Below are 22460 nucleotides of genomic sequence, written 5' to 3'. Positions count from 1 at the left end.
CTTTTCCGTAAGGAGTTGGGCTCATGACAGAAGAAGTTAAAATTTCTGGCAGACAACAACGAAAAATAGAAAAAGCGCAAGAAGCTAAAACTGAAACGAAAAAAATCAATTGGGTCCAAATTCGCATGTTCCCCATATGGCTGCGTATACTAATAGTTATCGCACTCCTTGTAGGAGCAGCTGCAGCTGGTTTAATGGTTGGATACGGGGTCCTTGGAGAAGGATCTGCGAAAGATGCACTCAAATGGGAAACGTATCAGCATATTTTAGATATAAAAGACGGTAAATAGGGACATATCGGAGGGAAAACCATGTTAACAACAGAGCAAGTTCAAGCGATTTTACCTCATCGTTATCCATTTTTAATGATTGATCGAATTCTTGAAGTAGAAGAAGGTAAACGAGCAGTAGGACTTAAAAATGTCACGATAAATGAAGAATTTTTTAATGGGCATTTCCCAGGATACCCAGTGATGCCGGGAGTATTAATCGTAGAGGCGTTAGCGCAAGTTGGAGCAGTAGCAGTTCTTCAAATTCCTGAAAATAAAGGAAGACTCGCTTTTTTCACTGGTATTGATAATTGCAGATTTAAACGCCAAGTTAAACCAGGTGATCAATTAAAGCTGGAAGTAGAACTAGTTAAACTTCGTGGAGCTATGGGTAAAGGGCATGGAATCGCAACAGTAGACGGTGAACTTGTTTGTGAGGCTGATATCCTCTTCGCATTAGGACCAGTAGTAGACAATCAATAATAGTATTCCGCTCTAGAAGAGTGTTATACTTTATTCATTTTTTAATCAAAAAAACAGGCAGGAATGCCATAGGATAGTTCCTTCCTTTTTGGACAATCTATTGTAAATCACCATAGTGTGATGAACATTAACCAGAAAAGGAGGAATTTTTTTATGTGGAAAAAAGCTGTTCCTGCTTTAACGTTGAGTGCTGGGGAGGATGCTAACGACCTCGTACCTGATATGAACGACCTTACACCTGATGTGAATGATAACAATGGTAATGGAATGAATGGAATAGGCGGCACTAATACGAATGAAAGTGGATATAATGGTGGTGCTGGAGACAACGGTCTCGATGATGTAGTTCCAAATGAAAACAAAGGAATCAATGAAGACTTAGTTCCAGATGCAAACAACGATACTGGTCAAACGATGCAACAAGAAATAAAAGAAATAACGAAGTAATCGCAATCTGATAATAAATGAAAAAACAGGCATTTATGCCATGGGATAGTTCCCTCCTTTCCTGGACAATCTATCGTAAATCACCTTAGTGTGATGAACATAAACCAGAAAGGAGGAATTTTTTTATGTGGAAAAAAGCTGTTCCTGGTATAGCATTAAGCGCTTTTTTATTGGTTGGATGTAATAACAACGATGATGCAGCTCCGAATAATAACGAAACACCAATGGAAGAAGTTCAAGAGGATTTGAATGACCTCACACCTGATATGAATAATAACAATGGCAATGGAATGAACGGCACAGATGGAACAAATACGAATGACAATAATAATGGCCAAAACAATCCAGCTGGCTTTGATGGTGGCGCAGGTACAGGTACTAACAATGGTGTCAATGACGAGACTGTTCCAAACGCAAACAACAATAATCGTCAATCGACGAAACAAGAAATAAAAGAAATAACGGAGTAAAAAACAGGCATTATTGCCATAGGATAGTTCCTTCCTTTCCGGATAACCTATTGTAAGTCACCATAGTGTGATGAACATAATCCAGAAAGGAGGAATTTTTTTATGTGGAAAAAAGCCGTTCCTACTATAGCATTGAGTGCATTTTTATTGGTTGGATGTAATAACAACAATGGTGTTCCAGATGATAATGAAACTCCAATGCAAGATGTTCAAGAGGGTGTAGACGAGATCACACCTGACATGAATAATAACAATAATAATGGTACAAACGGAAATGGTATGGGTGGAACAAATACTAATAACAATAACGGTTTAGACCTCGATGATGGCGTTGACCACGGTGACGATGGCGAAATCGGTGAAAACGACAACAACGGAAACAATGGCCTCAACGGTAATAATGGCAACAACGGTAACAACGGTAACAACGGCAACAACGGTAATAATGGTAACAACGGCAACAACATGGATGGAATATTAAACGACAAGGATCAATGATTAATTAGATATAAAAATATCTAATTAATTTGCATAACAGCCCATGGGATAGTTCCTCCCATCTTGTAATCGTTTGATGTAAATAAAAAGGAGGAATTATTTATGTGGAAAAAGGCAATTCCTGCAGTAGCAATGAGTGCTTTTTTATTAGTTGGATGTAATAACAACGATGAAGGTGCTTTTCCTAACGATAATGATACCCCAATGGACGATGTTCAGCGAGGTGGGGACGATGTAACACCTAACGGGAATAATAACAATGGAACGAACGATTATGGTGGGACAACGGGACCAAACGGAATGAATGGAACAGGTGGAACGAATGGGACAAATAATGGATACCAAGATACAGTTCCAAATCAATCGAATGGTTTTAATGGTGTTAATGACGATGTAGTTCCTGAAATGAATGGGGCTAACAACGAAGCAGGACAAACGATAAAACAAGATATAAAAGAGAGAAATGAGTAAAAAAAGTGCTGACTCCATTGAGTCAGCTTTTTTTTATTTGGTCTGTTTTTAGCTTAGGTCTTGTTTTCATATTTTTTTCAAATTTAGCTAGTAGTTCTTCTCCAGTTAGTCCTTCTTGTATCAATTCTTCAAGGAGTGATTCTGCATATTTTCTTCGTACGTGCTTTAATGTACCTTTTAACAATACAGAAATGTGTTGTCCAATTTCTTTCACTGAATATGTAACAACTTCAAAATTAGCAGGCTCGTTTTCAGGATAAGAAATAATAACCTGCACATTCAGGATTTCATTGGTTGATTGAAATTCTTGAAAAAGATTCTCATATTTTTTATCGATAAAAAGCTCCAATATCCAAGAACGGCTTGTATTTTCCTGATTGATCACAATACCATCTTCAAGAGAAATAGGAACTACCTCATCTTCGCGTATAATATCAATTGAAATCATTTTAAAAGTTTTCATCTGCATTCTCCTTATGAAGGATTTGATTAAACCATATTATAACATAAGAAGGATGCACGGATAGGTGGAACTACTGGCAAAATAATAAAGAAATGCGAAATTTCCATTTTTGATTTTTATAAAGCTTGGATTATGAAGGTTTCAGAAAAACAAATGCTACCAGAATCGCATTTTGAATGAAAAAACGAGCCAAAAATGCCATTTTCGACTTTTGCTAACTATTTGGAATAGCTTTATGATGGTGCTAATCAAATAGAAGGAGGTGAAATGGTGAACACAGTTTCATTAATCGGACGAATGACAAAAGCTCCACAGCTCAAATATTTATCCGAAGGAAGGGTACAAACAAGTTTTGTAATTGCAGTAAATAAGGGATATAAAACAGATGAAGCGGACTTTGTGCTATGCACGATTTGGGGAAAGCTCGCAGAAACGACCGTAAAGTATTGTGGGAAAGGCTCACTTGTCGGGATAGCAGGTAGGCTTAATACGAGGTCATATGAAAAAGGAGAAGGGAGAGTGTTTGTAACTGAAGTAGTTGTGGAGGACATCCGATTTTTAGTAACGAAGAAACGAGATGATCAAGAACCACATCAACCAAACGAAAAGAAAATAGAATCAGACTTCGAATTTCCAACATCACATACAAATCAACTTCCAGTATAAATACTTATTAGACCGCACGCATTACCGCTGAATCATGAGAGAAAAACCTGACCGAAGAAGCACGGTCAGGTTTTAGTTTCTGTAGATTAGATCGATAAAGTCAGAAGATCCTTTAGATCGGTATCAGACATTTCGGTAATCCATTGGCTAGAATGAATCAATTCTTCCGATAATGCTTGTTTTTCAACAAGAAGTTTGTCTATTTTTTCTTCAATTGTACCGATTGTAATAAATTTATGCACGTGAACAAAGTTCGTTTGTCCGATACGATAAGCACGGTCAGTTGCTTGATTTTCAACAGCCGGATTCCACCAACGATCGGCGTGCAATACATGGCTTGCTGCGGTTAAATTTAATCCAGTTCCACCTGCCTTTAATGATAAAAGAAAGACTGGAAACTCTTTCGCTTGAAACGCTTCAACAAGATGGTCACGTTGATTTTTTGGCATACTGCCTGTTAAGAACGGAGCATCAATATCATATAGCTCTGTCAGGCAATGCTGCAACAAGTGGCCCATTCCAATATATTGAGTAAAGATTAAACACTGCTCTCCACTAGCGGCAATTTCACCCGCCATTGTCACAATACGTGCAAGTTTTTCGGAACGATCGAGCATATCCTCTGCATCATCAAATGGCTCTTTTAAATAAAGGGCAGGATGATTACATAGCTGTTTAAGCTTGCTTAGCATTTTCAATATAAGTCCTTTTTTCTCAAAGCCGCTGAGCGTATCAAGTTTACTAACCGTTTCTTGTATAAGCGATTCATATAGAGCAGCCTGCTCAGTAGTTAAAGCACAATATTCCCGTTGCTCCAGTTTTTCAGGCAAGTTAAGAAGCAATTCAGGATCTTGCTTCGTTCTTCTTAATAAGAACGGTTGAATTTTTACACGTAACTTATGCTTAATGGATTCTGAATTATCGCGCTCAATCGGCACAATGTAATTTTCTTGGAACTTACGGAAAGAGCCTAAGTACCCTTTATGAATAAAATCGAAAATAGACCAAAGCTCAGACAATCTATTTTCAACAGGTGTTCCAGTAAGAGCAATATGATGTGCACCATTTAGTTTACGAATGGCACGGGATTGTTTTGTATGCATGTTTTTAATATTTTGAGCTTCATCCAGTGTGACACTAGCCCACACGATTTCTTCTAAAGACTCGATATCTTGCATTGCAGTACCAAAAGTCGTGATGACAACATCCGCTGTCATATCAATTTCTTTCGTACGTCCAGATCCATAATGTGTCTGTACTTTTAAAGATGGTGCAAACTTTGCAAGCTCTTTTTGCCAGTTCCCAAGGACAGATGTAGGACAGATGATAAGAGACGGAGTTGGCTGTTCTTCCTTTTCATGTACATGCAATAAGTATGAGATCAACTGAACTGTTTTCCCAAGTCCCATATCATCGGCCAAACAAGCTCCGAATTTTTCATTACGCATAAACACTAGCCAGTCAAGACCAAGTTGTTGGTAAGGACGCAATGTTGTCAACAAATTTGGCGAAATCGGGATTTCAGGAAATCCTTTTTTCTCTGATAACTGATCCATCAATGATTTCAGAGATTTTTGCATTTCAAATTCTAATAAAGGATCTTCATTTGACTGATCATTATCATCATCTAATGCAAGTGCAATTTCTTCTGGAATCTCTCGGAATAAAAGCTCTTTAACGGTCCAGTTTTCATCCTCCGATTTCTTCATGAGTTCTCTGATTTCATGCATCCATGCTGCATCGATACGGAACCATTCATTGCCTGCTTGAATATAAGAACGATTTTCATTCACTAGCGTTTGAAAATCCTCTGCAGAAATATCCTGCCCATTTAGTGAAAAGCTCCAGTTAAATTTTAAGATCTCATCGAGACCAGCAGCTGTTTTGTACGTATTTGCTGTTTGGGCAATGGTTTTTACACGCATTTTTGTTTCTTTCACTGCTTTCAACCAAGCTGGAAGGATAACCTCGAATCCAAGCGCCTGTAATTTCACTAAGTCATCTCTAAGGAAGACACGTACTTCCTCATCAGCTAATGGGGAAGAAAAGAAAATGTCTAAGTTAGATGGGTCAATAGAAGATATGAGCGAAAAGATTTTAGCTTGTGTCTCAGCAATATATTCACTAAAAGCATTCCATTTGTCTGGTAAAGCATCCTTAATTGGCAAAGTTTTTTTCCGAAAGGAAGGTGTCCAATACACACTGCTCTTTTTGCCACGAACTACTGTTTCCAACAACCATGTGTCATCAAATTCATCTGGTTCAGATAACCGTATAGCCACCATTAAGCTTGGATGAATAGCCTGGGATTTAATTGGCCATCCACCTTGCTGGAAGAAAGGAACAAGCGATGGGACATCTTCCATTGTCAGTCCTGCTTGAAAAAGCTTTTGTTTGACAGCATTTGCAATAAGTATTTTTCCTTTTTCCTCGAGAGGCGCATTTACTTCAATGCTAACTCCATCAATCGTAAGCTGGCTCCATAAATCAGGAGAGGACCAAGTAGTTGCCGCTTCTTTAAAAGTTCGAAGCCACTCATTAGAATCATGATTATCACCTGTAAACGTTATAAAAGGATGGGCTTTCCCTGAGAAAATCTCCATCATTTCAACAGGAGTAGCAATCAGAGCATTCTCTTCGATTTGTGCCTGCAGTCCAAAAAAACTTTGGCGATGATTGATATATAAGGAAGGAACCCATTGTTCAGCTGATGTACCAATAGATATTAAGCGGAAGTTCCCGTTTTCTGTCACATTTATTTTCAAGGGCAGCTCTTTTGTAATAGATAAAGGTTGTATCATAATGGCAAATTTCCTTTCTCTATTTCTTGTTGTAATGCACGTAGACGGCGATATTTTTCCCGGATAGTATCTACATATTGATTCCAATAATCCGTGTCATTTGTTTTTTTCGCAATTTGCTTCATTTTCTTCCAAATTCGTACCGCTTGTTTATAACTATAGCGGTTTTTTTCCAATAGAAAGCGCATCGCATAATGATGATAGAGCGGTAATAATACTTCAGGTGCCTCTTCTTTGACAATTGGAAGGCCACAAGCTTCGGCATACTCCAGTGACGAGTTAGCAGAATGATGGAGAGCCATCCAGTCCTGGTATCGTCTTTCTTTTATTAATAAATTTGAATACGCTTGAACTCCATATAGGCCAAATGATTGGTATAGTTTCTCCATTTCGTTTGTGTCTAATTGAATCGCATCAAAAAGTAATTCCAATCTACGAATTAACATCACTCTGGATGGATTTTGAGCATATTCATTTAAATAAGAAGGTATGTGTGACAATAACTTTCGAGCAAGCTGGTTAGCAAGTTCTTTGTTGGAAGAATGAAGTGCCTTCTCGCAAACTTCGACCCATTCCAACAGCTGTACTGTCTCCATTTTTTCAGCAGCATTTACTAAATCGTCCATTCGAGACAATGTGAGATAAAAATATGGAAGTACCATATTTAGATGAATACCATCTTCTGTTTTATCGAGTGCCTGCAAATAAGCTACTTCCTTTTCACGAGTAACCTTATCTGTCACAAGGGCATCCCAAAAAGACAAATAGACATGCTTTCGATAACTCATCAGTGTTTCCATTTCAAAATAGAAATGGCGAACTCGCTTCATTAATTCGTCGTAAAATGAATCCGCAGCAAATAGTCTTGGCTTTGAAGCAAGCTGAGATAGTGAGTCATCTAAATCCTCTATATATTCGTTTAGGAAATGAAGCACACGATTTCGCATATTGGACTCTGCAAATGGTTCTAAATACGGCCAAACCTTCATTAAGACGACAAAGTTAACATACACATCGAAAATAGGCTGCCATTCCCGTTCAAAAGGTCGAGATTTGCGAATTTGCGTTTGTAAATCATGCACAGCGAACTCTAAAAGATAAAAGCTATTCGGTGGATAACTGGAAATAAATTTACGGAAAAAGTTCTCAATCAGAATATCCCAGCTTCTTGGACTTCGCTCGTCTCTCAGTAGCTTCAATTGTGCCTGATCCGCAGTAGAACGCCAATTAGAAATCCATGTCGATAATGACTCATTTTGCTGATACAAATAAAAAACTGCCGCTACAATATGCCGACATGGCTTATGCATGGGACACGGACAGTGAAAAGTATCTTCTAAAATATTGTAAGAGACCTCTAAACTGCTGACATCCCTCACGATAAAATCCACCCGGTGATCTTGTGGATAAAAATTCGTCACCAGTACAGCATTGTTACGAACAAAAAAGGCAGCTCGACGAATAAGCTCCTCATCCTCTAAAATGGCAGGATGAAACTTCTTCTCAAACGTCTGCATGGACTCCTCGATATTTTTTTTATAATGGTTTGCTAGTTTTTGGGAAGAAGTAAGGTTCAAACAAATCTCTCCTAAGAAAAAAGGCTTTCCTTCCATTATACGTATAAACCGTCATTAATAAAAGGCATAGCTCCAAACCTCAGCAAAAAGATGAGTGGATGGCAAAAAAAGAAGGGGAACTTAAATGACCAGTAAATGTCAGAACGAGACCATTTCCGCTGGAAGCGAGACCAAATTATCGCTAACCGAGAAAAATTAAGTGCTAGGCGAGACCATTTCTTATAGTAAAGAGTTAACTTCATGTAATGAAGAAAATTACTTTAATTAGACATTATTTGTCAGAACGAGACCATTTCCACTGGAAGCGAGACCAAATTATCGCTAACCGAGAAAAATTCAGCTTGGACCGAGACAAATTAAGTGCTGGGCAAGACTATTTCTTATAGTAAAGAGTTAACTTCATGTAATGAAGAAAATTACTTTAATTAGACATTATTTGTCAGAACGAGACCATTTCGACTGGAAGCGAGACCAAATTATCGCTAACCGCGACAAATTAAGTGCTAGGCGAGACCAATCTAACTAGAACCGAGACTATTTTCCAAACATAAGTCAGTAATATAACTAAACAAAAAAGCTTTTGCTGTTTAATATTCCACAATTTTTGCAGAATAAGTAGCATAAGCTTTAATTATTTTTTATAGCTTCAGTTAAAAGTTTCTTCGCTTCTTTTTTGTCTAAAGCATTTAATTTAGACATAAAAAGTCGAAACTCTTTTGAATTCATAATGTATGGCATGTATTCATTTTGTAGAGCAGCAGCATAACGAATCTTGTTTTCTCTTGCCTCTAAGCCAGGATTTCTACTTTTGCCAAGTTTGTCTTCCAGCATATCTATAAATTTTTCCTTAGGAATAGCATAAACTCTTCGAATGTCTGGCAATAAATCGAGGGGAATCGCCAATTTACCTAATTCATATTTAGATAAAACGGAATGATCAATGCCTAAACGCTCAGCTGCTTCGATTTGTGTGATTTCTAATTGTTCCCGATATTCACGAATATGTTCATGAAAAGGCATCCGAGTACCCCCTTATCATTGAACCTAGAATATCTAATTAATGAAAGTGAAATATGAAAATCGCCAAATTGGCGATATTAATAAAACCATCCAATTAATAAGGTATAAAGAAAACATACATCCTATTACAATGATGTAAATATTAGGTATTAATACAATAAGAAAGGAAGTGAGTGGTGTAAATAAAATACAGTTTTATATACCTTCATTGCTTGATTTTCTAGATCATGAGCGACAACAGTGGTTGGAAGAAGTAAAAATAGTCGGTGTTAAAACAAGTGATATTAAGTATTTTATTGGTTATCCTACTCAAGAAACGACACGTATTGAACAGATAGTAGCAGATGATTTTACAATTTATGATTTGCATCTAAACTTCAAAACTAAAATACTTTCCTTTTACTTAGAAAGCGAAGAAATGCCACAAGAATCAGTCATCCTTCAAAAAGTGTTTCAAACATTTGCTGTACGCTACAATGAAAGAAAAGTAGGCTACTTACTATATGGTTCTGGAAGAAATAGACCACAGTCAGCTAAGGTTTTATCATTGAAATAATATAAGGAAGTAAGAAGTGCGAATACATAATAATGTGTTCGCTTTTTAGCGTTTTGCACTACACGTAAATCATAAAATATGATAAACTAATATAAGTCAGAAAATTCTAAACATGAGGGAGGGGATGAAATGTTACTAGTACAGTTAATGAAACCATTTTATACAAAGCACGAGGCTGGAAGAATAAAATTAGTGTTTGCCTATCAATATTTTTCCATTCGAAAAGAAGATGAACTATTTCACTTTATACCTGTAGAAGGAAAAGAAATAATAGTGAATGCTACTACGCTGCAAGTAGAGAATTTATCCGAAGTATTCGTTTTCCAAAAAGGAAACCGATTCATTCGTCTTCCACTTTACCAGCTCTTACTTGTTTCTGATATTCATATCCACTTACTGTCAATAATTGAGGCAACGAATAATGATTCTGTCTCGACTTCAATAGAAGGTGCTGAAGAAATCATCCAGCAACTAGAACAAGAAAACTATAATAGAATGATTGATTATTCTTTACTCCATAGAAACGAAGCATTATTCCATGAAATCCAAGAAATAAAGAACACTGATGGAGGATGCCACCTTTGAACCTAATAGCCAAATAAAAAACACCTAACGAAAAAAAGTAAATTTTCGATAGGTGTTTTTATGTATTCAAAAATTAAAATGAAGTAAAAAAGTAGAGAATTAATACGAAAGCGCTCGAACCAAATAATCCAAACAAAATATCCCCCCAGCTTAATCCTATGAATTTGTCGTTTTTCATGTCATTTGTCCTCCATATTTGTAGATTTCCCGGGAAATAACACTAAAGTATAAATGCAAAAAAATAATATAAATATAACTTTCCATAGTTTACCCATAATAGTTAAATATAATCCTCAAAACACAACAATATTTCAGGTTTATTACAGGGTTGTTACTGGTGCCTGGCACCAGTAACAACCCTGTAATAAATTTACTAGAAAACTTGAAAATATTTGGAAGAAGACGATATATACAAAAAGGGTCCTTGGGGGATGATCAGATGTTTGGAATGTGGAATTCTACTGGGTTGTCGATAATAAGAAACATGAACACCCAGTGGGCAATTGCAAATAAGTCCATGGAGCGAATAACTTCTGGATACCGTATTAATCGAGCTGCAGATGATCCTGCAGGTCTTGCTATATCCGAGAAAATGAGAGCGCAGATTCGTGGACTCGGACAAGCAGCAAGAAATATTCAAGATGGGATATCACTTGTTCAAACAGCAGAAGGTGCGTTAAATGAAACACACTCCATCTTACAAAGAATGCGAGAGCTTAGTGTCCAAGCTGCAAATGATACGCTAACAGACAATGATCGAGAACAACTAGGCATCGAGTTTGAGGAAATAAAAAAAGAAATTACTAGAATATCTACAGATACCGAATTTAATACGAAAAAGCTACTCGATGGCTCTCAAAGTTCATTAAAAATTCAAGCAGGAGCAAATGCAGGACAACACATCGAGCTAACTTTTGGAAATATGGGAGCAGTAAGCATAGGAGTAAATGATCTTTCGATTTCAACAAGAGAAAAAGCAGATGAAGCGATTGGGGAACTAGATAAAGCGATCAATAAAGTATCTAGTGAACGTTCGCGCATGGGTGCATATACGAATCGACTAGAACATGCATATAATAACGCGGTAAATATGGAAGAAAATTTAACAGCTGCAGAGTCTCGTATACGAGATGCGGACATCGCAAAAGAAATGATGGCGTTAACAAAAGCTAATATCTTAATGCAAGCTGGCCAATATGTTCTAAGACTCCACATGCAACAAGCCCAATCTATCTTGCAACTATTAAAACAATAGACCAACTCACTTCCAAGCAAAACCTAAAATCATACAACACACTAAACAATCGTGAAGAACTAACCTTTCACGATTGTTTTTATTTCTATAGATACTTACGATTAAAGGTTCATGTATTATTACGGGAATGTTACTGGTGCCTGGCACCAGTAACATTACATCCCTTTCACCCGCAGCACATACCTGTAATAAACCCTGATAATTTGGAATATGTTGTATTTTGTGCACTTCCATTGAGTGGTTTTTTAATATTGTATATTTTTTCGTAATATATCTGTAATAAATTTACGGCAGAATGGAAGATTTTCGGTTATGATAGGTTTATAAGCTTTAAAAGGGGGAAATGGAATGAAGAGGTTTTCTGGTTTTGCAATTATTCTATTAATTTTTAGTATATTGGTTGCTCCAGTTTCCGCTTTTAGTGCTCCACTTAATGAAGTGAAGCAAATTGTGCGTGAGGATTATAAGGGAGAAGTTCCGACTAATCTGCAAAGCGCCACTTCGATTGATGACATTATGAATCAATTGGATCCTTATTCTACATATTTTACAAAGGAAGAATACGAAAAGTACACAAACTCCATCAACAATACGACAACTGGGATAGGTGTTGTTATTGAAGAGCATGAAAAAGGGATTCAGGTTGTTAGCACGTTTGATGGTGGAGCAGCTGACGGTGCTGGTATTGTATCTGGAGACATTATTATAGAAGTGAACGGTACTTCTACTGAAAAAATGTCTATACAACAAGCTTCATCGCTCATTACAGGTAAAGAAGGAACGGAGGTTCAATTAATCGTTTTAAAAGAAACGAATAAAAAAGAATCGTATACGTTAACACGCAAAAAATTCCATGTACCTGTTGTGACAAAGAAGCTGCTTTATGGAAACACAGGATATATCGCAATCAATTCATTCTCCGAAAATGGAGCAAAACTCGTTCAAGATGCAAAGAACGCATTGCAAAAACAGGGTGCTACTTCATTTATTCTTGACTTAACAAATAATGGCGGGGGGTATGTGCCTACTGCTGAGGAACTTATTGGTTTATTCCCAAATAGCCCTCACGCTTATTATCTTGAAACGAGAGGTCCTTCTGGGCTTGTGGAATCTGTACAGCATGCGTCTTTATTTCCTAAAAATACAAAGGTTCTTGTAAATGGCTATAGCGCAAGTGCTTCTGAAATGACGGCAGCAGCTTTACTAGACCAAAAATCAGCGAAACTTTATGGTCAAAAAACATATGGAAAAGGAACAATGCAGACATTTTATGAATTGTCAGATGGATCTTTCTTGAAGTTGACAGTAGCAACTTTTACTGGACCAAAAGGAACAATTATCAATAAAACAGGTGTCACTCCAAATGTTCTGACGGAAGCAGGAAAGGAGCTTTCCCAAGCGCATTTGGACACAATTTTAGAAACGAATAAAACGTATAAAAAAATTCGTACACTTTCGAACATACCAGCAACAAAAGAATTTACAGTTACATTTTCGAAAGAAATAAAAGACAATAAGGACCAAAAGAATATTGAGTTAGTAAAGCTTGGTGAAACCAACGGCGTGCCTATAACGATTAAACAAAAATCATCCAAGCAGTTCGTTGTAAAACCAAATGCACCATTAGATAAAGGAGCAGCATACTTACTACTCATCCATCCTAATTTTCAACCGAAAAATGGGACCGCGATGAAAAACGGTGCTTATGTGGAAGTAACTGTTCAACCATAGAGGGGGAACATTGGAATGTTTTTTGAATTTCGATTTTGGAAATATCTTTTCAACAGAAATGAATTAATTGATTCGCTAAAGACTAACACAATGCGTAGCTTTGAGAAGCGAGTATGGTTTATCGCACTTTTAGGAGTTCTCCTGTTCGCTCTTCAAGATATATGGGGAATGAATACAGAAGCACTTACATCCATTTTTGCGAATGGATATGAGGACACTTATTCGGTGGCGAGAATAGTCTCCTTGATCGGTGTACTCATTTGGGCAATCTTATATATGGCATTTCATTTTTTTGGAATTGCCTTTCTCTTACATAAAATAACTAGTATTGATTTATCTAAAGTGGCGGTTTTGCAACTATTCGTTGTCGCTTTACTATTAATCGAAAAAGCCTTAAACTTTTTCATTTATTCTATAGTTGGCTACACAACTGAATTTTCAATTTTGTCTTTTGGACCACTGGCAGCAACGTTTTTAGATAATGAATTTTTCATTCATTTCTTTAATTATTTAACGTTAATCACTGGACTAATAATTGCGATTCAGTTTCATTTTCTGCGTTCGTTCACAGAAATGTCGACTCGTAAACTATTAATCATTTTAATAGTTATCCAAATCGTACTTGCTCTCGTTTCAGCAGGATTTCATGTAATCCCATTTGAAACTTGGTTTGAAGGGGGGCAATCTGTATGAATAAGGGATTTACTATAGGTATAGCAATCGTTGTCTCCACATTTATTGCTGCAAATGCCATTCTTTTATTCTCAGAAAAAAGCCAATTGGCTAGAAGCTATTATATAGAAGAATACGACAGAGCTCAGGCGAATACGTACGCGCAAGAGATAGAAAAAGAATCGCTAGTAGTTCCGGCGAAAGAAACAGTTGTTACAATTGATGCAGAGGCAGTTAGTGATTTTATAATTGCGGAAGGGGATATTGTCCAACAAGGGGCAGAACTTGCCCAATTAAAAACAGAATCTGCCGATAACCAGCGTTCACTTTGGGAAGCAGAGCAGCAAGCATATACGCAGGAGCAGTCACAGCTTCAACAAATTATAAGCTCACTTGAATCGGAACGTGCTAGTTCGTACGCCACTTCCTATGGCGAAGGCTCCACAACAGGCACGACGACCGATGACGTGATTGACGTCAATGTCCAAGTAGATGTGAATGTTCCGCAAGATGGTAATTACGCACAAGCAATCGCTGAAGCGGAGCAAAAACTTGCGGAAGTTGATCGCAAGCTACAAATTGTCACAACGCAGCTTAGTCAAGAAAAAGGCGATCTCTCATTACTAAGTCCGATTGATGGAAGTGTGGCAAGCATTGAAGAGCGAGACGGTCTTTATTTCATTCGTATATATACGAATGAAAAGTCGGTACTCACATTCGCCAATGAAAAAGAATGGCACGAGATCATAGAAGGCCAAAAAGTAATGAACTACTCCACACATCGAGAAGATGCAGCGGAAGGTAGTATACTTACGAAGTCAGCAGTGCCTGCCAACAAGTCAGAATGGCTAAAAGCATACAAACAATTGGACAATAAAACCAAAGAACCACTATACGAAGTAAAAATTCAATTAAATGAGCAGCCTGAAGAATTGCCATTTGCCGCTAACATAAATTCCGTCATCACAACAGATGAAGTGGAAAACGCAGTGCAAGTAAAGTCAAAATGGCTATTAAACAGAGCAGAACAAAAAGCTGAAATCTACACATTAACAAATGAAGGTCGTATCGTCCGCACTCCAGTAACAGTACCATTTGACTTAAAACAATATGCTATTCTTTCAGAAGGGTTAGAGAACAACATGGTAATCCTGAATGCAGACCTAAAACGGGATGACTCAACCGCATTCCTACCATTCCCTATGGATCTTCCAACTTGGAATAGCATTAAAGCAGTCGGCTGGAAAGACTACATCAGATACTTGACTTATAAATAAGAAATGTAAGGTGACAAGTACTTTGTGACAAGTGCCAGGCACCCAAACATTCATGTTAGTTTAAACAATCGCGAAAGTTTCAACTTTCGTGATTGTTTTATTTTTCACGTTTTTCACGTTTATCGTGTTTGTTTGGGTGCCTGGCACCAGTAACACTGTTGTAATATTTAGAAAGTCTAAGTTTCTGGTATTAACTTGTTAACAAGTTAATTTAACTTCGCTATACTGAAGTAATGAATGGAAATGATAGGGGTTGATGGAAAGATGGATCCTCGTTTTAAAATTGCACATCGGGAAGCACTAATTGGAGTTGGACTTGCTATTGCTCATTTTATTTGGTGGTTTGGTTTTGCATATGGGCTTGGATCTCGACCGGTAGAAGAGTATTCTTATATTCTTGGTTTTCCGGATTGGTTTTTCTATAGCTGTATTGTTGGTTTTATTCTCATTTGTGTAACGGTTATTGTATTGGCGAAATTTGTTTTGAAGGATGTTTCGTTTGAAGAAGGGGAGGAAGAGCTGTGAATATAGGCGTTATTATCCCTCTTATTATTTTTCTCGCAATTATTTTTATCATCGGATTTTGGTCTAGTAAAAAGCTGGAATCATCTACAGGAGGATTCTTGCAGGAGTACTTTTTAGGTGGAAGAGAGCTTGGCGGCTTTGTTCTGGCAATGACGATGGTTGCAACGTATGGAAGTGCTTCAAGTTTTCTGGGGGGACCAGGAACAGCATATACAATGGGGTTTGGTTGGGTTTTGCTTGCGATGACCCAAGTAGTGACGGGTTACTTTGTATTACTTATTTTAGGGAAGAAGTTTGCAATTTTAGCTCGACGCTATAATGCCATCACGTTAATAGATTTCCTAAAGGTTCGTTATAACAGCACAGCCGTTGTGTTGCTTGCTGCAATTAGTATGATCATCTTTTTATTTTCAGCGATGACGGCACAATGGGTCGGTGGTGGCCGCTTAATCGAATCGTTAACGGGTATGAAATATACAACAGCCTTATTTATTTTTGCAGTGTCCGTATTAGTTTATGTAGTAATCGGAGGTTTCCGAGCTGTTGCGGTTACCGATGCTGTGCAAGGTGGAGTTATGGTAATTGGTACACTCGTGTTATTAATCGCGGTAGTTATTGCTGGCGGCGGCGTGCCGAATATAATCCAGGACCTGCTTGCTGAAAATCCAAACCTGGTAACGCCATACGGCAATGAAGGGAACCTATCCGCAGCGTATGTTTCCTCCTTTTGGATACTTGTCGGAGTAGGAGTCGTTGGACTTCCGCAAATGGCAGTACGTGCAATGTCCTATAAAAACACTCGCTCTATGCACAGAGCACTTGTAATCGGAACGGTTGTAACTGGTTTTATTATGCTGAACATGCATTTAATTGGTATTTTTTCACGTACAATTTTACCTGGTGTGGAAGTTCCGGATACGGTAATTCCACTTGTAGCACTAAAGGTACTTCCTGCTTGGCTTGCAGGGATTGTACTTGCTGCACCACTTGCCGCGATTATGTCGACAGTTGACTCCCTTCTTATTCTAGTGAGTTCTTCTATTGTAAAGGATGTTTATATTAACTATCTGAATCCGAATGCAAGCGAGAAAATGGTCAAAAATCTAAGCTTTGGGGTGACGACTCTATTAGGGTCTGTTGTATTTTTATTAGCATTGAATCCTCCTGATTTACTTATTTTCTTAAACCTTTTTGCGTTTGGTGGGTTAGAAGCAGCCTTTATTTGGCCAGTCGTCCTTGGACTATATTGGTCTTATGGCAATAAATACGGAGCGGTAGCATCCATGATCACAGGAATTGTTTCATATATTGCTTTGCATTTTTACAATCAATCAAACGGCAATTTATTCGGTGTGCATACGGTCGTCGTGCCAGTTATCTTATCGCTACTTGCATATGTCGTATGTAGTTTATTAATTAAGAGAACAAAATACAATTTTTAAAAAGGAGTTCCTCAAATGAAGCAATGGAATATATATTTAATGCTCGTGTTCGTCATGTTCGTTTGGGGAGCAAACCTACCGATACTTAAATATTTAGTAACAGTAGTGCCTCCAGTTACCCTAACGGCTTTTCGAATTTTAACAGCCGGTCTAGTAGTGCTGGTCATTTTATGGAAAATGAATCTCCTACGAATGCCAACGAAACAAGAATGGAAGTACATATTATTAGGGGCTCTCTCCAATGTCGTGCTCCATCATTATTTTTTGAACATGGGGCTTGCGATTACAAGTGGGACCCACGGAGGTCTAATCTTAGGAACGGGTCCAATGCTTACAGCTATTTCAGGTGCGATTATATTAAAGTACTTCCCATCACGATTTCAGTGGCTCGGCCTTTTACTAGGTCTATCTGGGGTGACGGTATCCATCTTAGTAGTAGGTGGAGAGTCTAGCGGTGCCAACCTTGGGGACTTCTATGTGTTCCTCGCAATTTTAGCGCAAGTACTGAGCTATATGGTCGTAAGTAAAGCAGCGAGAACACTTGACCCAAGATTGCTCACTGCCTATATGCTACTAATCGGAGCAGTTGTGCTAATCGTTATTAGCTTAGTGCAAGAACCAAGAGGTATCTACACATTTACTGAAACAAAGCCTCTTTTTTGGGTTCTATTTTTAGCATCTGCCGTACTTTCGACAGCGATAGGACATCTCATGTACAATTACGCAGTAGGTAAAGCAGGAGCAACAAAATCGGCTATATTTATGAATTTAAATCCATTATTCTCTTTGATTCTATCTGCCATCTTCTTAGGTGAAATACTAAACTATCGCCATTTCATCGGGCTCTTCCTAATCGTAGCAGGTGTAATGCTAGGATCCGGTGCAGCCGAGGATATATGGAAAAAACATAAAAAGAAAAAAATGCAACAACCTAAAAGCAGTTAAAACCGCTTCCTTACTATATACTCCTTAAATATATTACAGATGTGTTACTGGTGCCAGGCACCAGTAACACATCTGTAATATTATTTTTTTGTCTTCACCCCCACAAGATATGAATTTATTACGAATAATATAGTGTCCGAACATAGTACGGGACAAAATTCTATCCGAGGTGATTCTAAAATGCAGATGAAATGGAAGAAAACAAGTGCAGCATTATTAGTTGCAACAATGACAGTAACAGGTGCAAGTTATGCATGGGCGAATGAAAATTTGTTCGACACGGTTAATTTAAATGATTTGACTAAAGAAAAAGAGCAAACTACGGCAACAGCTCCAGTTTCTACAGGAGACACTGTTGGGGGAGTAGTTACTACAGGGGACACTGTTGGAGGAGAAGTTACTACAGGAGATTCTATTGGAATTGAAATTCCTGAAGGTTACACTGCTGGAAATCTAGCAGCGCTTACAAAAGCTTATGAAAATGCTGGAAGTGAAACTGCGAAAGCAGCAATTAAACGTAATGCTGAAAGAGCAATCGCTAAATTTGAAGCTGCACAAAAAGAAGCTGAAGAACCTACAGTAGAAGAACCGAAAACGGAAGAACCTGTAGTTGAGAAACCGGTTGAAGAAAAACCTGTAACAGTTGAACCTACACCAGTGGAAAAACCAGTAGCTGAAAAACCTGTTGTAGAAGAACCTGCAAAGGAATCTGCTAAAGAACAAAGCAAAGCTCTTAAAGCTGAGCAAAAAGAAGAGCGCAAAGCACTTCAAGCAGAGCATAAAGAAGAAAAAAAAGCTTTAAAAGAAGAACATAAAGCTGAAAAACAAGAAAATAAAAAAAATAAAGAAGATAAATAAATCCTCTTTATCAATACACTATTTTAATTTTATTTAACCCAGTACTTTAGATGAAGTAAAAACGTGTAGATACGTATGATTTCGTCTATTATTTAAGGGAAACAAAACAACTGCAAAAAGGAGGTTCCTAAGAGCCTCCTTTTTGTTAAATGTATTATCTTCAATCAATATTAAAAACTACTATTTATATTTCTACATAAAAATTATCCTCTAGCCACCCCCACAAATGTATCATGACGAACGAATAATATAGTACTAGAGCAATAATAGAATAACATCGCTAGTACTATAATAATGACGAAGATTGAACTATTTATAGTTTAACCGCTTTTCATTCTCCAATCAGCCAGTTACAATGAGAGGCTAAGGGAAAGATGAGAACGGGAGGGTATGTATGCTTTTGTCCATTATTCAAGGGATTTTCAAAACGAAAACAAAGCAAAAACAAATAACGACTGAACTTGCTCAAATGGCAAAAGCAGGGAATGAGGAGGTTTTAAATGACCTTCTTTTTGCCTTTACCCCATTTATGAAAAAAACCGCATCCTTTGTTTGTAAACGATCAATTGATGAACATGACGAAGAATTTAGTGTAGCTATGAATGGATTTCATGAAGCTATCATGAGCTTTAACCCTAGTGAAAATGCATCATTGCAAACTTATGCACACTTAATAATAAAGAGACGTATCATTGATTTTATTCGCAAAGAATCTGTCCGAAAAGAGAAAGTTCTATTAATACATGCATCAAGAGAAGAAGCGGCAACGGAGCACCAGCTGTTATTTGACGCTCAAGCACTTGATTCCTATTCAATAGAACAGCAGGCAGAAGCAAGGAGAGAAGAAATTTCTCGCTATACTAAACTACTGGCAGAATTCGGGTTATCATTTGAAGATCTAGCAAAAGTTGCTCCAAAGCATGAGGATGCGAGAAAAACAGCATTTCAAACATCACAAATTATTGCTGAGACAGAAGAATTCTATGAATTTCTTATAAAATATAAAAGATTACCACTGAAAGAAATGGAAGAAATCGTCGAGGTTTCACGAAAAACATTAGAACGGCATAGAAAATACATAATAGCAGTTGCTTTACTGTTAAAAAGTGACTTCAATTATATAAAAGAGTATGTAAAAGGAGAAATCATATGATGCGCACTTATAAAGGCATTGTTTGCGAAAAGAAAACTAAATATATGATTTTTCTAACGAAGGAAGGTAAATTTCTTCGAGGCGTTCCCATCATTTCGAATCCTGAGATTGGACAAGAAGTTGAATTCCGTTTAATGGGGGTAACTACTCTTAGTAGGAATTGGACAAAACCTTCTTTTCTCGCGCCAGTTATTGTCGCAGCAATGTTTCTTCTATTTGTGATAGCATCTTTTATCCCAAACCCTGGGACTGCTCTAGCTTATGTACAATTGGATGCAAACAATTCAGTAGAATTAGGTGTTGATCAAGAGGGATTAGTAGTGACGCTTCGGTCGCTAAATGATACAGCTCCTATCATGCTCGAAGATTGGGAGGGGAACCCAGTGGACATCGTATTGTCAAACATAGTAAAGCAACTAAGTCCCCTTGCAAAAGAAATAGCAATAACAACTATATACGAAAATAATAAAGAATCATCTGATATGAAAGAAATTATAGAAGTAGCAGTTGAAGAAGTACAAAGCGAGCACACCGACAAAGACTGGATAGTTAATGAAAGTACCATTGAAGAACGTGAAGAAGCTGACAAACATGACAAATCCATTCAAAAGTTAAAAGAAGTTGAGAACGGAAATAAAATAAAAGATAATCTTAGAAACAATGGCATTCCAGTAAACCAGGAGAGTAATATACAAAAGACACCATCCAGTAACAACCAAAACAATATAGACGAACAATCCAATAAAGAAAAACAACAAGAAAAAATTGAACAAAAACAGCAAGAGCAACAAGAAAAAGTTAAACAGCAACAAGAAAAGATAAAAGAAAAGCAGGAAATACAAAAAGAAAAGCTTCCGGAACAAAAAGGAAATCAACAAAATAACAACGTTAAGCCTACCGAAAACCAAGCAAAAGAAATGAATAAAGAAAAACAGCAAAAAGATGCAGAAAAAACACAAAAAGAAAATGAAAAATCCCAAAAAGATCAAGAAAAAAACAATAACGGTAATGGTAATGGAAACAACAACGGAAACGGAAACAACTAAACGCAAAGGAGCGAATCCCTCAATTCGCTCCTTTTTCTATGGAAAAAATGTGTTACAGAGGTGTTGCTGGTGCCAGGCACCAGTAACACCTCTGTAATATTATTCCCCTCTTATTCATAAATCTATAAAATAATCAAAAAAATTATAAAAATACGATTGACTTTATATTTATGCAGTATTATAATAGATTCTAACTTACTGAAGAGGTGAAGAAAATGAAGGTTGGAATTATTGGTGCAACTGGCTATGGTGGGCTTGAGTTAATTAGATTTTTGCATACACATCCTGAAATAGGGACACTGGATTTGTTCACTTCTTCAGATGAAGGAAACGTGTTTTCGAATAAATATACACATTTGTTGAATATTCATGACCAGCCGTTATTAAAAATAGAGCCTGATAGATTAAAAGAGTATGATGTGATTTTTACGAGCACTCCCTCAGGGGTATCGAGCGAGTTACTTCCATCATTAATAGATAAAGGTCCAAAGCTCATTGATTTATCTGGTGACTTCCGTCTGAAGGATCCAAACCAATATGAGCAGTGGTATAAAAAAATACCAGCTCCTATTGAAGCTATTAAGAAAAGCGTATATGGTCTGACGGAATGGAACGAAACCAACATTCAGCAAGCTGATATAGTCGCGAACCCAGGATGCTATCCGACAGCGGTTTTACTCTCATTACTTCCTCTCTTGAAAGAAAATCTCATCGACGTAAAACATCTTATTATCGATGCGAAGAGTGGAATATCTGGAGCGGGTAACAAGCCGGGGCAGATGACACATTACAGTGAAACGAATGAAAATACTGCCATATACAAATTACATCAACACCAACATATCCCGGAAATCGAGCAAGCTATAAACCTCTTTGCCAATCAAAATACAACGATCACGTTCACTACTCATCTTGTACCGATGACAAGAGGAATTCTTTCAACAAGCTATGCTCCCTTAAACGAAGGTGTAACAGAAAAACAACTAATCGATACATTAGAAGAAACTTACGCAAACCATCCTTTCGTTCGAATAATAAAAGAAACTAACAAATTCGGAACAAATCAAGTATATGGCTCCAACTTCTGCGACATTCATGTCAAGGTTGATCCGCGCACAAACCGCGCGACCGTAGTATCGGTTATCGACAATCTGGTCAAAGGAGCTGCTGGTCAAGCTATTCAAAACATGAACGTTCAATTTAATTTCGATCAAACAACTGGCCTCAAGCACGTCCCATTATTCATTTAA

24 protein-coding genes are annotated in these 22460 nt (G+C 37.4%); 20 read left to right on the top strand and 4 right to left on the bottom strand.

What is annotated here, in order from left to right:
- The first annotated feature begins 23 nt into the window (after positions 1–23).
- From AN959_RS02530 to AN959_RS02505, 6 genes are all read left to right on the top strand, one after another.
- On the top strand, positions 24–290 hold the full coding sequence (locus AN959_RS02530) for a DNA-directed RNA polymerase subunit beta (protein WP_053590504.1): 267 nt from the start codon (positions 24–26) through the stop codon (positions 288–290).
- A 21-nt stretch (positions 291–311) separates the two neighbouring features.
- Entirely contained in the window at positions 312–752 is a 441-nt protein-coding gene (gene fabZ, locus AN959_RS02525) for a 3-hydroxyacyl-ACP dehydratase FabZ (RefSeq protein WP_053590503.1), read from the top strand.
- Positions 753–905: 153 nt separating this feature from the next.
- Positions 906–1199, top strand: a complete 294-nt coding sequence (locus AN959_RS02520; protein WP_056828033.1) for a hypothetical protein — start codon at positions 906–908, stop codon at positions 1197–1199.
- A 125-nt stretch (positions 1200–1324) separates the two neighbouring features.
- On the top strand, positions 1325–1669 hold the full coding sequence (locus tag AN959_RS02515) for a hypothetical protein (protein ID WP_056828031.1): 345 nt from the start codon (positions 1325–1327) through the stop codon (positions 1667–1669).
- A 102-nt stretch (positions 1670–1771) separates the two neighbouring features.
- The gene (locus AN959_RS21510; protein WP_056828028.1) at positions 1772–2167 is read left to right on the top strand and encodes a hypothetical protein; all 396 of its coding nucleotides are present in this window, start codon (positions 1772–1774) and stop codon (positions 2165–2167) included.
- 102 nt (positions 2168–2269) lie between these two features.
- Complete coding sequence (locus tag AN959_RS02505; RefSeq protein WP_056828025.1) at positions 2270–2638, top strand: hypothetical protein; 369 nt, start codon at positions 2270–2272, stop codon at positions 2636–2638.
- A 22-nt stretch (positions 2639–2660) separates the two neighbouring features.
- Here the strand turns inward: AN959_RS02505 and AN959_RS02500 are convergent, their stop codons facing one another.
- Positions 2661–3101: a YwpF family protein gene (locus tag AN959_RS02500; RefSeq protein ID WP_056828023.1), complete on the bottom strand. Its 441-nt coding sequence runs from the start codon at positions 3099–3101 to the stop codon at positions 2661–2663.
- A 267-nt stretch (positions 3102–3368) separates the two neighbouring features.
- Between AN959_RS02500 and AN959_RS02495 the strand changes: the two genes are divergently transcribed.
- Positions 3369–3767: a single-stranded DNA-binding protein gene (locus AN959_RS02495; protein WP_216598626.1), complete on the top strand. Its 399-nt coding sequence runs from the start codon at positions 3369–3371 to the stop codon at positions 3765–3767.
- Between the two features lie 86 nt (positions 3768–3853).
- On the opposite strand, the gene AN959_RS02490 is transcribed toward AN959_RS02495, so the two are convergent.
- The 3 genes from AN959_RS02490 to AN959_RS02480 form a co-directional block, all read right to left on the bottom strand.
- Complete coding sequence (locus AN959_RS02490; protein ID WP_056828019.1) at positions 3854–6568, bottom strand: DEAD/DEAH box helicase; 2715 nt, start codon at positions 6566–6568, stop codon at positions 3854–3856.
- On the bottom strand, positions 6565–8145 hold the full coding sequence (locus AN959_RS02485) for a hypothetical protein (protein WP_056828017.1): 1581 nt from the start codon (positions 8143–8145) through the stop codon (positions 6565–6567). The genes AN959_RS02490 and AN959_RS02485 overlap by 4 nt, the downstream gene beginning before the upstream one ends.
- A 627-nt stretch (positions 8146–8772) precedes the next feature.
- Positions 8773–9165: a helix-turn-helix domain-containing protein gene (locus tag AN959_RS02480; RefSeq protein ID WP_056828016.1), complete on the bottom strand. Its 393-nt coding sequence runs from the start codon at positions 9163–9165 to the stop codon at positions 8773–8775.
- Between the two features lie 169 nt (positions 9166–9334).
- Between AN959_RS02480 and AN959_RS02475 the strand changes: the two genes are divergently transcribed.
- The 13 genes from AN959_RS02475 to argC all read left to right on the top strand — a co-directional run bounded on the left by AN959_RS02475 (position 9335) and on the right by argC (position 22460).
- Positions 9335–9721, top strand: coding sequence for a hypothetical protein (locus AN959_RS02475; RefSeq protein WP_056828013.1), 387 nt, complete (start codon positions 9335–9337; stop codon positions 9719–9721).
- Between the two features lie 129 nt (positions 9722–9850).
- Positions 9851–10306 (top strand): hypothetical protein, encoded by a 456-nt coding sequence (locus tag AN959_RS02470; RefSeq protein ID WP_056828011.1) that lies wholly within the window; start codon positions 9851–9853, stop codon positions 10304–10306.
- A 439-nt stretch (positions 10307–10745) separates the two neighbouring features.
- A complete protein-coding gene (locus tag AN959_RS02465) occupies positions 10746–11561 on the top strand; it encodes a flagellin (protein ID WP_056828009.1) in 816 nt (271 codons plus the stop codon).
- Between the two features lie 348 nt (positions 11562–11909).
- Positions 11910–13292 (top strand): S41 family peptidase, encoded by a 1383-nt coding sequence (locus tag AN959_RS02460; RefSeq protein WP_056828008.1) that lies wholly within the window; start codon positions 11910–11912, stop codon positions 13290–13292.
- Between the two features lie 15 nt (positions 13293–13307).
- Complete coding sequence (locus AN959_RS02455; RefSeq protein WP_056828006.1) at positions 13308–13985, top strand: hypothetical protein; 678 nt, start codon at positions 13308–13310, stop codon at positions 13983–13985.
- Positions 13982–15241 (top strand): hypothetical protein, encoded by a 1260-nt coding sequence (locus tag AN959_RS02450; RefSeq protein ID WP_056828004.1) that lies wholly within the window; start codon positions 13982–13984, stop codon positions 15239–15241. The genes AN959_RS02455 and AN959_RS02450 overlap by 4 nt, the downstream gene beginning before the upstream one ends.
- A gap of 264 nt (positions 15242–15505) precedes the next feature.
- On the top strand, positions 15506–15766 hold the full coding sequence (locus tag AN959_RS02445; RefSeq protein ID WP_056828002.1) for a YhdT family protein: 261 nt from the start codon (positions 15506–15508) through the stop codon (positions 15764–15766).
- Positions 15763–17208, top strand: coding sequence for a sodium/pantothenate symporter (gene panF / locus AN959_RS02440; RefSeq protein WP_056828000.1), 1446 nt, complete (start codon positions 15763–15765; stop codon positions 17206–17208). Before AN959_RS02445 ends, panF begins: the two co-directional genes overlap by 4 nt.
- 15 nt (positions 17209–17223) lie before the next feature.
- Positions 17224–18153: a DMT family transporter gene (locus AN959_RS02435; protein WP_056827998.1), complete on the top strand. Its 930-nt coding sequence runs from the start codon at positions 17224–17226 to the stop codon at positions 18151–18153.
- 180 nt (positions 18154–18333) lie between these two features.
- Positions 18334–19011 carry a hypothetical protein gene (locus tag AN959_RS21505; RefSeq protein WP_056827996.1) on the top strand — a complete coding sequence of 226 codons (678 nt, stop codon included), beginning with the start codon at positions 18334–18336 and terminating at the stop codon, positions 19009–19011.
- A 394-nt stretch (positions 19012–19405) separates the two neighbouring features.
- Positions 19406–20164, top strand: coding sequence for an RNA polymerase sigma-I factor (gene sigI / locus AN959_RS02425; RefSeq protein ID WP_056827994.1), 759 nt, complete (start codon positions 19406–19408; stop codon positions 20162–20164).
- On the top strand, positions 20164–21210 hold the full coding sequence (locus AN959_RS02420; protein ID WP_156350713.1) for an anti-sigma factor domain-containing protein: 1047 nt from the start codon (positions 20164–20166) through the stop codon (positions 21208–21210). The genes sigI and AN959_RS02420 overlap by 1 nt, the downstream gene beginning before the upstream one ends.
- Before the next feature lie 215 nt (positions 21211–21425).
- Positions 21426–22460, top strand: a complete 1035-nt coding sequence (gene argC, locus AN959_RS02415) for an N-acetyl-gamma-glutamyl-phosphate reductase (RefSeq protein WP_056827990.1) — start codon at positions 21426–21428, stop codon at positions 22458–22460.

The organism is Psychrobacillus sp. FJAT-21963 (assembly GCF_001420585.1).
GTDB lineage: Bacteria > Bacillota > Bacilli > Bacillales_A > Planococcaceae > Psychrobacillus.
Note: the sequence above shows the minus strand (reverse complement) of the source record. Positions and strands in the feature narration are given on the sequence as shown.

Bases quoted from the DNA above. Each gene is read 5' to 3' on its own strand.
- AN959_RS02530 (WP_053590504.1), top strand. From the start codon at position 24: ATGACAGAAGAAGTTAAAATTTCTGGCAGACAACAACGAAAAATAGAA.
- fabZ (WP_053590503.1), top strand. From the start codon at position 312: ATGTTAACAACAGAGCAAGTTCAAGCGATTTTACCTCATCGTTATCCA.
- AN959_RS02520 (WP_056828033.1), top strand. From the start codon at position 906: ATGTGGAAAAAAGCTGTTCCTGCTTTAACGTTGAGTGCTGGGGAGGAT.
- AN959_RS02515 (WP_056828031.1), top strand. From the start codon at position 1,325: ATGTGGAAAAAAGCTGTTCCTGGTATAGCATTAAGCGCTTTTTTATTG.
- AN959_RS21510 (WP_056828028.1), top strand. From the start codon at position 1,772: ATGTGGAAAAAAGCCGTTCCTACTATAGCATTGAGTGCATTTTTATTG.
- AN959_RS02505 (WP_056828025.1), top strand. From the start codon at position 2,270: ATGTGGAAAAAGGCAATTCCTGCAGTAGCAATGAGTGCTTTTTTATTA.
- AN959_RS02500 (WP_056828023.1), bottom strand. From the start codon at position 3,101: ATGAAAACTTTTAAAATGATTTCAATTGATATTATACGCGAAGATGAG.
- AN959_RS02495 (WP_216598626.1), top strand. From the start codon at position 3,369: ATGGTGAACACAGTTTCATTAATCGGACGAATGACAAAAGCTCCACAG.
- AN959_RS02490 (WP_056828019.1), bottom strand. From the start codon at position 6,568: ATGATACAACCTTTATCTATTACAAAAGAGCTGCCCTTGAAAATAAAT.
- AN959_RS02480 (WP_056828016.1), bottom strand. From the start codon at position 9,165: ATGCCTTTTCATGAACATATTCGTGAATATCGGGAACAATTAGAAATC.
- AN959_RS02470 (WP_056828011.1), top strand. From the start codon at position 9,851: ATGTTACTAGTACAGTTAATGAAACCATTTTATACAAAGCACGAGGCT.
- AN959_RS02465 (WP_056828009.1), top strand. From the start codon at position 10,746: ATGTTTGGAATGTGGAATTCTACTGGGTTGTCGATAATAAGAAACATG.
- AN959_RS02460 (WP_056828008.1), top strand. From the start codon at position 11,910: ATGAAGAGGTTTTCTGGTTTTGCAATTATTCTATTAATTTTTAGTATA.
- AN959_RS02455 (WP_056828006.1), top strand. From the start codon at position 13,308: ATGTTTTTTGAATTTCGATTTTGGAAATATCTTTTCAACAGAAATGAA.
- AN959_RS02450 (WP_056828004.1), top strand. From the start codon at position 13,982: ATGAATAAGGGATTTACTATAGGTATAGCAATCGTTGTCTCCACATTT.
- AN959_RS02445 (WP_056828002.1), top strand. From the start codon at position 15,506: ATGGATCCTCGTTTTAAAATTGCACATCGGGAAGCACTAATTGGAGTT.
- AN959_RS02435 (WP_056827998.1), top strand. From the start codon at position 17,224: ATGAAGCAATGGAATATATATTTAATGCTCGTGTTCGTCATGTTCGTT.
- AN959_RS21505 (WP_056827996.1), top strand. From the start codon at position 18,334: ATGCAGATGAAATGGAAGAAAACAAGTGCAGCATTATTAGTTGCAACA.
- sigI (WP_056827994.1), top strand. From the start codon at position 19,406: ATGCTTTTGTCCATTATTCAAGGGATTTTCAAAACGAAAACAAAGCAA.
- AN959_RS02420 (WP_156350713.1), top strand. From the start codon at position 20,164: ATGCGCACTTATAAAGGCATTGTTTGCGAAAAGAAAACTAAATATATG.
- argC (WP_056827990.1), top strand. From the start codon at position 21,426: ATGAAGGTTGGAATTATTGGTGCAACTGGCTATGGTGGGCTTGAGTTA.